The 14,156-nt window shown below is 66.5% G+C and carries 10 protein-coding genes and 1 pseudogene; 1 reads left to right on the top strand and 10 read right to left on the bottom strand.

The features are described 5' to 3' along the window. Positions 1-104: 104 nt before the first annotated feature. The 8 genes and pseudogenes from QE444_RS03785 to QE444_RS03750 form a co-directional block, all read right to left on the bottom strand. Positions 105-1,142, bottom strand: coding sequence for a LacI family DNA-binding transcriptional regulator (locus tag QE444_RS03785; protein WP_309737381.1), 1,038 nt, complete (start codon positions 1,140-1,142; stop codon positions 105-107). Between the two features lie 485 nt (positions 1,143-1,627). Next, entirely contained in the window at positions 1,628-2,668 is a 1,041-nt protein-coding gene (locus QE444_RS03780; protein WP_309737380.1) for a low specificity L-threonine aldolase, read from the bottom strand. After that, positions 2,665-4,476: an aminopeptidase P family protein gene (locus QE444_RS03775; protein WP_309737379.1), complete on the bottom strand. Its 1,812-nt coding sequence runs from the start codon at positions 4,474-4,476 to the stop codon at positions 2,665-2,667. Before QE444_RS03775 ends, QE444_RS03780 begins: the two co-directional genes overlap by 4 nt. 120 nt (positions 4,477-4,596) lie before the next feature. Next, complete coding sequence (locus QE444_RS03770) at positions 4,597-4,767, bottom strand: hypothetical protein (RefSeq protein ID WP_309737378.1); 171 nt, start codon at positions 4,765-4,767, stop codon at positions 4,597-4,599. Between the two features lie 118 nt (positions 4,768-4,885). Continuing rightward, positions 4,886-5,827 carry a LysR family transcriptional regulator gene (locus QE444_RS03765; RefSeq protein WP_218568699.1) on the bottom strand — a complete coding sequence of 314 codons (942 nt, stop codon included), beginning with the start codon at positions 5,825-5,827 and terminating at the stop codon, positions 4,886-4,888. A 219-nt stretch (positions 5,828-6,046) separates the two neighbouring features. Next, positions 6,047-9,100 (bottom strand): efflux RND transporter permease subunit, encoded by a 3,054-nt coding sequence (locus QE444_RS03760; RefSeq protein WP_309737377.1) that lies wholly within the window; start codon positions 9,098-9,100, stop codon positions 6,047-6,049. Further along, positions 9,097-10,169, bottom strand: a pseudogene (locus tag QE444_RS03755) (efflux RND transporter periplasmic adaptor subunit). The gene QE444_RS03760 and the pseudogene QE444_RS03755 overlap by 4 nt, the downstream one beginning before the upstream one ends. Continuing rightward, positions 10,166-11,269, bottom strand: coding sequence for an efflux RND transporter periplasmic adaptor subunit (locus QE444_RS03750; protein ID WP_133860395.1), 1,104 nt, complete (start codon positions 11,267-11,269; stop codon positions 10,166-10,168). The pseudogene QE444_RS03755 and the gene QE444_RS03750 overlap by 4 nt, the downstream one beginning before the upstream one ends. A 307-nt stretch (positions 11,270-11,576) precedes the next feature. Between QE444_RS03750 and QE444_RS03745 the strand changes: the two genes are divergently transcribed. Further along, positions 11,577-11,804 (top strand): hypothetical protein, encoded by a 228-nt coding sequence (locus tag QE444_RS03745; protein WP_133860394.1) that lies wholly within the window; start codon positions 11,577-11,579, stop codon positions 11,802-11,804. Positions 11,805-11,928: 124 nt separating this feature from the next. On the opposite strand, the gene QE444_RS03740 is transcribed toward QE444_RS03745, so the two are convergent. Both QE444_RS03740 and gabP read right to left on the bottom strand, forming a co-directional pair. After that, the gene (locus QE444_RS03740) at positions 11,929-12,138 is read right to left on the bottom strand and encodes a DUF1127 domain-containing protein (RefSeq protein ID WP_133860393.1); all 210 of its coding nucleotides are present in this window, start codon (positions 12,136-12,138) and stop codon (positions 11,929-11,931) included. Between the two features lie 354 nt (positions 12,139-12,492). Continuing rightward, the gene (gene gabP, locus QE444_RS03735) at positions 12,493-13,881 is read right to left on the bottom strand and encodes a GABA permease (RefSeq protein ID WP_187980866.1); all 1,389 of its coding nucleotides are present in this window, start codon (positions 13,879-13,881) and stop codon (positions 12,493-12,495) included. Between the last annotated feature and the right edge of the window lie 275 nt (positions 13,882-14,156).

The following is a 14,156-nucleotide window of genomic DNA, read 5'->3' as shown; positions in this document are numbered from 1 at the left end:
ATATCTTGATGCGACAATCGGTCTCAGACCTTGCGTTTGCCCAAGACTAAGCCATGATTGCGCAACCATACAAGTACGACGTCTAACAAGATCAGGACCGGCGGTCAGGTCGTGGCGCGGTCGATGATATGGAAACCGGTGTCGATGCGCACTGCCTCCCGGCCCTGGTCGCCCTCGTTGAAACGCTGCAGCAGTGCCTCGGCCGCCAGGGTGCCCATGCGATCGCCCTCGACACTCACCGACGACAGCGCCGGGTGCATCTGGGCGGCGCTGGAAAGATTGCCGAAGCCCAGCACCGCCAGGTCCTCGGGCAGGCGCAGCCCGCGACTGGCGGCTTCCGCCATGACGCCCTGGGCGACGGTATCCGAACTGCAGACCACCACGTCGAAGGCCTCGTCACGGGCCAGCAACTGGCGCAGGCCAGCCCGCCCGGACTCCACCAGCGCGGGGGCTGGCAGGATCTCCAGCGGCGGCTCCGCCACGCCCAGCTCGGCCAGCCGTGCCACCAGGCTGCGACAGCGGCGCAGGGCGCGGGGGTCATCCACCGAGACCACGGCGAAACGCCGATAGCCGCGGACGTGCAGATGCTCGGCCTGGGCCCGACCAACGGCTTCATGGGAAAAGCCCACCTGCATGTCCAGCGGGTCTTCGCCCAGGTCCCAGGACTCCACCACCGGGATGCCGGCCTGGGCCAGGCGCTGGCGACTGGCGGCGGTATGCAGGGTACCGGTCAAGACGATGCCATCGGGCTTGCGCCCCAGCACCGCGGCCAGCAGCTGCTCTTCCTGTTCGGCGCTGTAGCCGGTCAGGCCCAGCAGGGTCTGGTAACCGGCCTGGGACAACCGCGCCATCAGCGCCTGGACGGTCTCGGCGAAGATGGAGTGGACAATGGTCGGCACGAACAGCGCCACCAGGCGACTGCGATTGGAGGCCAGACCGCCGGCCAGCAGATTGGGCACGTAGCCGGTAGCCTGCACCGCCGCCAGCACCTTCTCGCGCGCCGCCTCGCTGACGATCTCCGGTCGATTCAGCGCACGCGAGACGGTGATCGGCGACACCCCGGCGACCCGGGCCACGTCGATCAGCGTGGGGGCGGCGGGATTGACCGCGGCAGTAAGGACTTTGCTGGACTTCTTGGCCATGGATCGCTGGAGACGGGAAAGAGATCGGCCATGGTAACGGTTGGGGCGGGCGGCGTCCCTGGAGAACACCGTAGCGTGGAAAACCGCGCAGCGCTTTCCACCGCGAGCCGCCGTAGGTTGGGTTGAGCGCAGCGAAGCCCAACATGACTTCGGGGAGCCGCCCATGTCGGGCTTCGACGATAGCGCCGTCTCAACCCAACCTACGGCAAGTAGCGTGGAAAACGGCGTAGCCTTTTCCACTGGAACAGGGTGGCGAGGGACACCCTCACCCCAGCCCTCTCCCAGGGGGAGAGGGCGTCAGCCGAGCAGGCGTTCAGCGCCATCCGCCCTGGCCAGAGCGCGATCGATCGTCGGGGCCCGTCCCATCGGCGCACCGCCACGGCTGCGACAATCCCCGTGCCAGAGCTGATCGCGGCCATGGCGGTCCGCCGATGCGGCCGCTCCTACAGGCTATCTGGCTGCTGTAGAAGCGGCCGCGATACGCCCTACCCGCCCATCGCCGTACGAATGTCCGCCGCCAGCTCCAGCACCCGAGCTTCCTCGGTGTCCCAGGAGCACATGAAACGCGCCCCGCCGCTGCCGATGAAGGTGTAGAAGCGCCAGCCGCGGTCGCGCAGGAACTCCAGCGCCATTTCCGAGAGCTGCAGGAATACCGAGTTGGCTTCCACCGGGAACATGAAGTCCACGCCGGGCACCCCGCGCACGCGCTCGGCGAGCAGCTGGGCCATGGCGTTGGCATGGCGGGCGTGGCGCAACCAGGTGTCGTTCTCCAGCACGCCGAGCCAGGGCGCGGAGAGGAATCTCATCTTGGACGCCAACTGGCCGGCCTGCTTGCAGCGGTACTCGAAGTCCTCGGCCAGGTCGCGATTGAAGAAGAGGATGGCCTCCCCCACCGCCATGCCGCTCTTGGTGCCGCCAAAGCAGAGCACGTCGACGCCGGCCTTCCAGGTCACCTCGGCCGGCGTGCAGCCCAGGCCGGCCACGGCGTTGGAAAAGCGCGAGCCGTCCATGTGCAGGTGCAGGCCGAGGTCGCGGCAGGTGGCGCTGATGGCCTGCAGTTCGTTGAGGCCATAGAGGGTGCCCACCTCGGTGGCCTGGGTGACGGTCACCGCGCGCGGCTTGGGAAAGTGGATGTCGGCGCGCTTGGTGGCGATCTGCTGGATGGCGCCCGGCGTTAGCTTGCCCTGATGGGCCGGCGCCAGCAGCAGCTTGGAGCCGTTGGAAAAGAACTCCGGCGCGCCGCATTCGTCGGTCTCGACGTGGGCGGTGTCGGAGCAGATCACGCTGTGGTAGCTCTGGCACAGCGCCGCCAGGGCCAGGGAGTTGGCCGCGGTGCCGTTGAAGGCGAAGAACACCTCGCAGTCGGTCTCGAACAGCTGGCGAAAGCGATCGGCGGCGCGCGCCGTCCAGGTGTCGTTGCCGTAGGCGGTCTCGTGGCCGACGTTGGCCGCGGCCATGGCGGCCCAGGCTTCCGGGCAGATGCCGGAATAGTTGTCACTGGCGAATTGCTGGGCGTTGCTGCTCATCGGGCAGTCCTCGCGACGGGTTCGGTACGGGTCAGCAGCCAGTCGCGCGCGGCGCCTTCGACCAGCGGCAGCACGCGACGGCGGACCTCGGCGTGATAGCCATCCAGCCAGTCCAGCTCGTCGCTGCGCAGCAGCGCCAGATCCAGGCAGCGGGTGTCCAGCGGACAGAGGGTCAGGGTCTCGAAGGCCAGGAAATCGCCGAATTCGGTGGTTTCCGCGCGGGTGCACAGCAGCAGGTTTTCCAGCCGCACGCCCCACTGCCCGGGCCGATAGATGCCCGGTTCGTTGGAGGTGATCATGCCCTCGCGCAGGACATGGTGCGGGGTGACCGTGGCATAGAAGGAAATCGACTGCGGCCCCTCGTGCACATTGAGGAAATAGCCCACGCCATGCCCGGTGCCATGGCCGTAGTCGATGCCGGCGGCCCAGATCGGCTCGCGCGCCAGGGCATCGAGCATGGGCGCGGCGACGCCGGCCGGGAAGCGCGCCCGCGACAGCGCCAGCATGCCCTTGAGCACCAGGGTGAAGTCGCGGCGCTGGGCGGCGCTGGGGGTGCCGATGGGCACCACCCGGGTGATGTCGGTGGTGCCGCCCAGGTACTGGCCGCCGCTGTCGATCAGCAGCAGGCCGTCGCCCTGGAGCTCGGCATGGGCCTCCTCGGTGGCGCGGTAATGCGGCAGGGCGCCGCCGGCATTGAAGCCGGCGATGGTGGCGAAGCTCAGGGAGACGAAATTCGGCCGGGCGGCGCGGGCTTCGCTCAGCCAGTCGTCCACGGTCAGCTCGGTGAGGCGCTCGCCGCGGGCCAGGGCCGCCTCGAAGCGGGCAAAGAAGACGCACAGCGCCGCGCCATCCTCTTCCATGGCGGTCCGCACCTGGGCCACTTCCGCGGCGGTCTTGCAGGCCTTGAGCAGGGTCGAGGGATTGATCTGCTCGCGCCGCTCGACGCCCTGGGGCGCGGCCTCGGCCAGCCCCAGGGTAACCCGCGCCGGGTCCACCAGCAGGCGACTACCAGCCGGCAGGCTGGCCAGCTCGGTGGCGGCCTGGTGGTAGTCGGCCAGGGTCACGCCGTCCGCCTCCAGGGCCGCGCGGAGCTCGGCCGGGACCTTGGCCGGATCGATGAACAGCTGGCAGCTGTCCTGACTCAGCAGCAGATGGGCGAGGAACACCGGGTTGTAGGGCACATCCGCACCGCGCAGGTTGAGCAGCCAGGCGATGTCGTCCAGCGAAGAGATGAAATGCCAGGCGGTGTCTGCCTCGACCATTGCCTGGCGCACCTGGGCGAGCTTGGCGCTGCGCGGCTGGGGCGCATGGGGCGCCGCATGGGCGTAGATAGGCGCGGCCGGCAGCGCGGGGCGCCCGGTCCAGATCGTCGCCAGCGGATCGAGGTCGGTTCGTAGCTGGATACCCTTGGGTTCCAGTGCCCGGCGCAGGGCCGCCGCGGCGCCGAGCGACAGCACCTGGCCGTCCACCAGTACCGTGCCACCCGCGGGCACCTGCTCGGCCAGCCACTGCAGGTGGGCCTGGGGCTGGCTGGCGACCTGCTTCATCAGGTCGATGCCGCTGTCCGCCAACTCCTGGGTGGCCTGCTCCCAGTAGCGGCTGTCGGTCCAGACGCCAGCGGCCTGGCGCGTCACCAGCAGCAGCCCGGCGGAGCCGGTGAAACCGGACAGCCAGGCACGGCCCTGCCAGTGTTCCGGCAGGTATTCGGACAGATGGGGATCGGCGCTGGGAATCAGGCAGGCATCGGCGCCCTGTTCGGCCAGGAAGGCCCGCAGGTCGGCAAGTCGTTGAGCGGAAATGGCGGTCATGAGCACCTCGACAAGGTCAGAGGCTCAGTGTGCCGCAGATATAAAAAAGCCGCACCCGAAGGGTGCGGCGGAGAAAGACCAAAGGAGCAAAGAGGGGTGGTCTTTCGAAAACGGAGCGGCTCAGCGACGCGCGTCGGCGGCGGGAGCGGCTTGATAACTATAATGCTGCATGGCGGCATGATTCTGATCGACCAGCTTGTATCTCAGGCTGGGATTGTCGTCGGCAGCGGCGAACTGGGCGGCGGTCAGGGTGGCAAGGGTCAGCACCAGGGCGGACAGAGAACGTTTCATGGCGAACTCCTAAAAGGTCGTGTTCATCGGGGTACAGGACCATTCTAGGCAAAGAACGCAGCCTAATAAATAGCATGCTAACTAAATCACTGTTACAAAACCTGCAACAAGCTTGGCCCTAGTCCTTGGCCCAGTAGCGCTGATCTTCCAGCACCCGGTTCTCCAGCTGCAGGCGCTCGGGCAATTCTTCCTTGAGGAAGTCGATCCAGGTCTTGATCTTGGCGTCGAGAAAGCGCCGCGAGGGATAGAGCGCATGGATATTGCGCTCGCGCAGGCGGAAGTTGGGCAGCAGCCGTACCAGACTGCCATCGCGCAGGTAGTTGACCGCGATGTAGCTGGGCAGCAGGCAGATGCCCATGCCCTGGCGGGCCACGCTGGCCAGGGCCTCGGCGACGTTGACCTGGAAGACATAGCGCGGCGCGACCTGCTGCTCGCCGTCTTCGCCGGCGAAGACCCAGCGTTCGGAGAAGTTCGGATCCATCAGGCGCAGGCAGTCGTGCTCGGCGAGATCGGCGGGCACCTTGGGTGCCGGACGCTGCGCCAGGTAGCTGGGCGCCGCGCAGACCACGCTGTAGACACCGCCGAGACGCTGGGCGACGAAATCCGAATCGGCCAGTTCGGTGTCCAGGGTGATGGCGATGTCATGCCCATCCTCCAGCAGCGCCGGATGGTTCTGCGAGAGCGTCATGACGATCTCGACATGGGGATAGCGCGCGCAGAAGCGTGACACCAGGGGCGCCAGCAGTTGAGTGCCGAGGCCGGTCATGGAATGCAGGCGCAGATGGCCATGAGGTTTGAGATGGGCGCCGCTGGCTTCGGCCTCGGCCTCGCCGACATCCTGCAGGATGCGTCGGCAGCGTTCGAGGTAGCGCTCGCCCGCCTCGGTCAGCGCCAGGCGCCGGGTGGTGCGGTGCAGCAGGCGGGTCTGCAGGTGGCTTTCCAGTTCCGCCAGTAGGCGCGACACCTGGGCGGTAGACAGGGCGAGGGTGTGGGCGGCAGCCGTGAGACTGCCCAGATCCACCACCCGGACGAAGATGCGCATGCCTTGGAAGATATCCATTATTGCCTTTTTCGCAATGGAGTTTCGTCAAGCCGTCACTTTATTGAAAAAGTCGCACGCACGATAGTGGTGCGGTGAGCCGCTGTGGATTCGACATTCTGACCGCGCGAATCCTTCCCTCCGGCAGTGGCTCCTTGGATAGCTCCTTGCGGCCTTCTGGCAGATGTCTCCTCTGGAGACCTCCGCCAGAGGGCCGTTTTTTTTGCCCTACCGTTTCGCTCATCGTTCCTCACGCCCCGGCTCGCGAATGCGATAGCTGGCGATGTACAGCGCCGGCAGGAACAGCAGCGTCAACAGGGTCGCCGCGACGATGCCGCCGATCATGGCGTAGGCCATCGGCCCCCAGAACACCTCGCGGGCGATGGGAATCATGCCCAGGCTGGCCGCCGCGGCGGTCAGCAGGATCGGCCGGCGGCGGTGTCGGGTGGCTTCCACCACGGCGTCCCAGGGCGAGCGACCGTCACGCTCGAAGGCGTCGATCTGGGTCACCAGGATCACCGAGTTGCGGATGATGATGCCGATCAGCGCCAGTACCCCGAGGATGGCGACGAAACCCAGCGGCTGGCCGAAGGGGATCAAGCCCAGCACCACGCCGATCAGCCCGAGGGGCGCCACGCTCGCCACCAGGAACAGCTTGCGGATGCTGTGCAGCTGGATCATCAGGAAGGTGGCCATGAGGAACAGCATCAGTGGCACCACCTCGGCGATCGGGCCCTGGGCCTTGCTGCTCTCCTCCACCGTGCCGCCTACCGCCACCTGATAACGCGGCGGCAGCTTGGCGATGAAGGCATCCACGTCCGGCTGCAGCTGCTTGACCAGATCCGGCGCCTGGATCTCGCTGAGGATCGAGGCCTTGAGGGTGATGGTGGGCAGCCGATCGCGGCGCCATACCAGCGGCTGCTCCAGGGCGTAGTCGATACGGGCGAAGGCCTTGAGCGGCACCGCGACGCCCTGAGGCGTCATGATCTGCAGATTCTCCAGGGTTTCCACCGAGCGCCGCTCGGCCTCGCTGGCCCGCGCCACCACGTTGACCAGGTAGATGTCGTCGCGTACCTGGGTCACCGGGGTACCGGTCACCACGCCATTGAGGATCTGCGCCACGTCCTGGGACGAGAAGCCCAGCTGCCGCGCCTTGTCCTGGTTGACCTCGACCTTGAGCATCCGCGCCGGCTCGTTCCAGTCGTAGAGGAAGTCCCCCAGTTGCGGACTCTTGCCCAGCACGCTGGCCAGCGCCAGGGCCTGGCGGCGTACCTCGGCGACGTCGGGGCCACTGATGCGGTACTGGATCGGCCGGCCCACCGGCGGACCCATCTCCAGGGGCTGGACGTAACCGGACAGGCCGACGAAGTCCTGGCGCAGCCGCTGCTTGAGCTTGGGCAGCAGGCGATTGCGCGCCTCCAGGTCCTTGGCCACCAGGATCACCTGGCCGTAGAAGGGATTCTCCAGCTGCTGGTCCAGCGGCAGATAGAAGCGCACCGCGCCCTGGCCGACATAGGAACTCCAGTGGGCCACGTCCGGATCATCGGCCAGGGTCTTCTCGAATCTGTCCATCTGCGCGCGGGTGGCGTCGAGGGAGGCGTTCTGCGGCAGGTTGAAGTCGATCAGCAGCTCGGGTCGATCCGAAGACGGGAAGAACTGGTTCTGCACGAACTTCATCGAGAACAGCGCCGCGGCGAACAGCAGCACCGTGAGGAGGATGGTCAGCCAGCGGTGGCGCATGGCGCCCAGCAGCAGGCCGTCGGACCAGCGTGCCAGGCGGCCGGGCTGGTCGTGGTCCTTCTGCTTCACCTTCTTCGGCAGGATGTGCACGCCGATCACCGGCGAAAAGAACACCGCGACGATCCAGGACAGGAGCAGCGCCACCGCGATCACCGCGAACAGAGTGAAGGTGTACTGGCCGGCGCTGCTGGAATTGAGCCCGATGGGCACGAAGCCGGCTACCGTCACCAGGGTGCCGGTGAGCATGGGAAAGGCGGTCGACTCGTAGGCGAAGGTCGCCGAGCGGTGCAGCGACTCGCCCTCCTCGCGCTTGGTCACCATCATCTCCACGGTGATCATGGCGTCGTCCACCAGCAGACCGAGGGCAATGATCAGGGCGCCCAGGGAAATCCGCTGCATGGTGATACCGCTGTACTCCATGAAGACGAACACCAGCGCCAGGGTCAGGGGGATCGACAGCGCCACCACCAGGCCGGCGCGCACGCCGAGACTGATGAAGCTCACCACCAGTACGATGATGACCGCCTCGAACAGCGCCCGGGTAAAGCCGCCGACGGCCTTTTCCACCACCTGCGCCTGGTTGGAGACCACGTGCACGCCGATGCCCACCGGCAGGTCGGCCGTCAGCTCCTGCATCTTCTCGGTAAGCACCTTGCCAAAGGTCTGGATATTGCCGCCGCTGCTCATGGCGATGGCCAGGCCGATGGCCGGCTGGCCGTTGTAGCGAAACAGCGAACTGGGCGGATCGGCGTAGCCGCTGCGGATGTCGGCCAGGTCGGTGAGCCGATAGAAGCGGTCGTCGATGCGCAGATTGACGGCGGCCAGATCGGCGGTGGAGCGGAATTCGCCACTGGTGCGCACGCTGATGCGCTCGGCGCCGGATTCGATGGTGCCCGAGGGGGTCACCGCATTCTGCTGTTGCAGACTCTGCATCACCTGGCGCTGGTCGATGCCCAGGGCCGCCAGCTTGCGGGTGGAGAAGTCCAGATAGATGACCTCGTTCTCCGCGCCGATCAGCTGCACCTTGCCGATGCCGGGCACGCTGCGAATCTCGCGGCGCACCTGCTCCACCTGGTCGCGCAGCTGGCGCATGCTGAAGCCGTCGCCGGTGAAGGCATAGATGCTGCCGAAGACGTCGCCGAATTCGTCGTTGAAGGCCGGTCCCTGGATGCCCTGGGGGAATTCGCCCTGGATGTCCGAGACCTTCTTGCGCACCTGGTACCAGATGTCGGGAATCGCCTTGGCCGGCGTGGTGTCGCGCAGATAGACGAACACCGTGGACTGCCCCGGCCGGGTAAAGCTCTTGGTGTAGTCGAGGGAATCCAGCTCTTCGAGCTTCTTTTCCACCCGCTCGGTGACCTGGCGCAGGGTCTCCTCGGTGGTCGCCCCCGGCCAGCGGGTCTGGATGACCATGGTCTTGATGGCAAAGGACGGATCTTCCTCGCGCCCCAGCTTCATGTAGGAGAAGACGCCCATCAGCAGGGCGACGAACATCAGGTACCAGACGAAGGATTGGTGGCGCAGCGCCCAGTCCGACAGGTTGAAGCCTTTCATGGCCGAGCGCCCTCCTGATCCTTCACCCGCTGTCCCTCCTCGAGACTGTTCACCCCTGCCGTCACCACCCGCTCACCCACCTTCAGGCCCTTGCCGATCCACGCCAGACCAGCGGCCTCGCGCAGCACCTCGACCGGACGCTGGCGTACCTGCGCCTGCTCGCCCTGGCCTTCCACCACCCACACCGAGGCCCGGCCATCCTGACGCCGCAGCGCCTGGGTCGGCAGCGGCAGGCCCGCGGCGGGTGGCGACTCCAGCTCGCCCTGCACCAGGCTGCCGATGCGCAGCGCGGCCGGCGGCTCGTCCAGGGTCAGGCGTACCCGCCGGGTGCGGGTGGTGGCATCGGCCTGGGGCTCGATCTCGCGCACCCGGCCCTGCACCGCCACCTCGGGATCCAGGGCCATGCGCACGGTCAGGACACGTCCCGGGGTCAGCTGGCCGATGGCCTGGGCCGGCAGATCCAGGACCGCCTCGCGGACGTCCGGCCGGGCGACCCGCACCACCGGCTGACCGGCGGAGACCACCTGGCCGACCTCGGCCTGCCAGGCGGTGATCACCCCGTCGAAATCACTCTGGAGTTCGGCATAGTTGCGCTGGTCGCGGGCCTGGCGCTCGGCACTCTGGGCCTGCTCGCGGGAGGCTTCCAGGGTGTGCAGCCGGGTCAGCGCCTGGTCCAGCTGGGAGAGCGCGAGCCGACCCCCTGGTCGAACAGCTGCTGCTGGCGCCGCGCATCGTTGCGCGCATCACGCCACTGGGCTTCGGCATCGGCGGTCTGGCCCTGGCGACTGCGCAGGGCGTTGTCCTGATCGGTGGGATCCAGCGCCGCCAGCAACTGGCCACGCCGCACCGGCTGACCCACGTCCAGCAGCCGGCGGGTCATGCGGCCGCCGACGCGAAAGCCCAGCACGCTCTCGTAGCGCGCCTGGATGCTGCCGGCGAAGACCTCGCGCCCGGGCGGCGGGGCACTGAGGGTCAGGGTCGCCACCGGCCGGATCGGCGGCGGCGGGGCCTCGTCGTCGGAACAGCCGGCCAGGACCAGCAGCAGGCAGAGCGGCAGCAGCGGCTTCATGGCCGCACCTCGTTGAAGGCGGAGCGCTCGGCAAGCTCGACCTTCTGCCCGGGACTGAGCGCCTGGCCACCGGCGACCACGATGCGGTCACCGGCCTTGAGCCCGTCGCTGACGATGATGCTGTCACGGGTATAGCGCTCGATGCGCAGCGGCTGCAGGCTGACCCGGCCATCGTCATTGAGGCGCCAGGCGGCGGGTTGATCGGTGGTGCCATTCAGCGCCGTCCAGGGCAGGGCGAAGCCCTGCTCGGCCACGCCCTCCAGCTGGGCGTTGACCACCGCGCCCAGGGTCATGGCCGCTGGCGGTCGATCGAGTTGCACCTTGATGCGCACCGTGCCGCTGCTGGCCACCGTCGGCGCGATCTCGCGCAGGGTGCCCTGGGTCGTGATCGCCGGTTGCGCCTGCAGGACGACGGGCAGGGTCTGACCGACCTTGAGTTCGCGGGCCAGGGATTCGTAGAGATCGAAGACGGCGTCGAGCTCGCCACTCACTGCCAGATCGAAGATCGCCGCCCCGGCCTGGACGACCTGCCCGGCTTCGGCATGGCGGGCGGTCAGTACTCCGGCGGCACTGGCGCGCAGCTCGGTATAGCCGAGCTGCTTGCGCGCATCGTCGCGCTGGGCCATGGCGGTCTGCAGGGCGCTGCGCGCACCGTCGAGGGTGGCCTGGGCCTGGTCGTACTGGCTGCGACTGGTGTAGCCCTTGGGCAGCAGCGCGGCCTGGCGCTCGAAATCGACGCGGGCCAGGCGCGTGCGGGCTTCCTGGGCCTCCACCTGGGCCTGGGCGGCGGCCAGGTTGTTGCGCAGATCCTGGGGGTCCAGCCGGGCCAGCACCTGGCCCTCGCGCACGCGATCACCGACGTCCGCCAGCCGCTCGCTGATCTTGCCACTCACCCGAAAACCGAGCGGCGCCTGGACGCGCGCCTGGATATCTCCGGTAAAGGGGATGCGCTGGCTGTCCCGTATCGGACTCAGCTGCGCCACCACCACCCGTGCCCGTTCCTCGGTGGGAGGTTGCTCCTGGGAGCAGCCCGGTAACAGCGTTACCAGGGTCAGAGCAGCCGTTACCTGGCAGAGGCGAGCAAGGCGGAGAGCCCTCATGATTGTCCTTGTTGGTGGAAGAGGCGCGATCTGCGAACTGACCACGCGCGTCGCAGGGGGTTCGTCTGACGAATTGTCAGGTGCCTGAGGCCACTTGGGAAGCGCTACACCGACGGTCAGGTGCAAACGCCCGCTACCGGAGCGGCCACTCGCCCACAAATGTTCACAAATGCCCTGGAACCCGGCATTCCGGGCGGCAGTCAACTGATATGTGCGCTGTGGACCTGTCCGTCTGCAGCTGATGCCCGACGCCCTTGCGGTGCGGGCCCTATCAGATTCACAGGTTCATTTCGACGAGGCCGAACTCATGAAAAAGCTGCTGATCACCTCTACCGCTGCTGTGATGCTGTCGATGGCCACGGGTGTCTTCGCGGCCGATGCTTCCAAGAGCGCCACGGCCGTCAATGGCGCCGCCACCACCGAGGTGCCGGGCAAGACTACCGTCAAAGGGGGTGCCGACGGCGCTGCCGAGGTGCCCTTCAAGAGTGACAAGCCCAACAAGGTCGACGCCCGCAACCAGAACAACATGCAGTAACCGCCCACCCCGGCGGTAACGAAAAGCCCCGGCATGCCGGGGCTTTTCGTTGTCTGCCGTACAGACGGCGGACAAAACAAACCCCGCCGGAGCGGGGTTTGTGGAAACTGTGCAGCGGCCGGGCTTAGCGCCAGAACGGCTTGTGCATTTCCTGGTAGCGCTGGGCCTCGGTGATACCGGCGTCAGCCAGCATACGGGTATCCAGGCGGGCCAGTTCATTGCGGCTGGCGATGCGACGCTGCCAGGTGGACAGGGTGGAGATAACGCGCAGGGCAGCGGGAACACGGGTGCTGGGCTTGGCGTTGTACAGCGAGGAACTGAAGGTGCGTTCCATGGTGGCTTTCCTTCCCGCTTGTGACGGGTACTGGTCATCGAATGGCGCCATTGTCTCGCCGGACGAGTGCTACCGCCAGTAACAGTACAGGGAAAGGTTCGCGGATCACCTCGCACACAATTGCAACTGTACTGCTGCAATTTGGGTCATTCTGTAACGTACTGCACCATTGCAGTGCAAAATTTGGTTACCAGAGGGAACATCGCGGAAATCTGAGCTGTACAGTTGGCCTTTAGCCAACAAAACAGGAGTGCTGTTCTACCTGTTACCGCACCCGCTGTCCAGCCTGGAAAGGCCTCAGTGCTCCAGAAAGGAGCGCTCCCGACGCCTGGCGACGTCGGAAGCCTCTTGTGATCAACGTACGGCAGCAGCCAGGCTCGGCGTGGCAGGCTGGCGACGGCCGACCCAGGTGCCGATGGCCACGACCACCAGTGCCAGCAGACCGGTCGCCAGGATCTCGAAGCGATGGGCTTCGCTGAACAGCATCACGGTCAGGGCGCCGACGATGAAGACGATCACCGCCCAGGTCAGCCAGGGGAACAGCCACATGCGAAATTCCAGCTGCTCGCCGCGGGCCATCAGCTTGCGTCTCAGGCGCAGCTGGGTCACGGCGATCACCAGGTAAACCAGCAGGGCGACGGCACCGGAGGTGGACAGCAGGAAGCTGAACACCGCCTCGGGCATGGTGTAGTTGGCAATGGTGGTGAGGAAGCCCACGGCGGTACTGGCCAGCACCGCAGCTCGCGGTACACCGCTGCTGGAGGCCCGACCCAGCTTGGCCGGGGCATCGCCACGGCGAGCCAGCGAATAGAGCATGCGCGACGCGGTATAGAGCGCCGAGTTCAGGCAGCTGGCCACGGCGACCAGCACCACGCAGTCGACGATCAGCTTGGCGTTGGGGATCGACAGGATCTCCAGGGCACGCTGATAGGAACCCACCAGCGGCAGCTGGGCATCGTTCCAGGGCACCATGGACACCACCAGGAAGATGGAGACCAGATAGAACAGCGCGATCCGCCAGATCACCGAGTTGGTGGCCCTGCTGATCTGCCGCGACGGGTCCTTGGACTCGGCGGCGGCGATGGTGACGATCTCGGTCCCCATGAAGCTAAACATGGTGGTCAGCAGGGCACCCAGCACCGCGCCGAAGCCATTGGGCATGAAGCCGCCGGTATGGGCCATCAGGTTGCTCAGGCCACTGACCTCGCGACCCGGCAGGGCCCCGACCAGGGCCGCCGCGCCCAGGGCGATGAAGGCGACGATGGCGATGACCTTGAGCAGGGCGAACCAGAATTCGAACTCGCCGTACTTGGCGACGCTGAACAGGTTGGTCACGGTCAGGATGCCGGTGATGATCAGGGCGAACTGCCAGGTGGCGATCGCCGGGAACCAGGCACTGAGGATGGCCGCGGCGGCCACCGCCTCCAGCGGAATCACGAGCACCCAGAACCACCAGTACAGCCAGCCGATGGTGAAGCCGGCCCAGCGACCGATGCCCTGCTGCGCATAAGACGAAAAGGAACCGGTATCGGGCGAGGCGACGGCCATTTCACCCAGCATGCGCATGACCAGCACCACCAGGGTACCGGCCAGGGCATAGGCCAGCAGTACAGCCGGGCCGGCCGCGGCGATGGCATGACCGGAGCCGACGAACAGGCCGGCACCGATCACCCCGGCGATGGACAACATGGTCACATGGCGCGGTTTGAGCGCCGGAGAGAGGCTGCATTCTACGTTGGACATAAGGTGTTACCTGACAACGGAAAGCCTCCCAAGTGCAACTTGCGCGCCATCCCTGCTGAAATCGGCACAAATCGAACTCAAAGAGTGCAATGCCTCGCGGAAAGCGGCGAAAAAGCGGCGCTCCAGCGAGCTATCGCGCTAACCATCTGATGTGCAAAGTGATTTCTTTTAAGTGCACAAGACCGTTTGGCTTGCTTCGTTAGGTATCACCTTGTGCAACTTGCACCCTTATGGTGCTTGCAAAGGTGGAACCTTAGGTAACTCAGGCAAGATCT

Origin of the sequence: Pseudomonas sp. SORGH_AS_0199 (assembly GCF_031453735.1) — a bacterium.
Lineage (GTDB): Bacteria > Pseudomonadota > Gammaproteobacteria > Pseudomonadales > Pseudomonadaceae > Chryseomonas > Chryseomonas aestiva.
The sequence above is the reverse complement of the archived record's forward strand: the minus strand, read 5'-3'. Positions and strand labels throughout refer to the sequence as shown.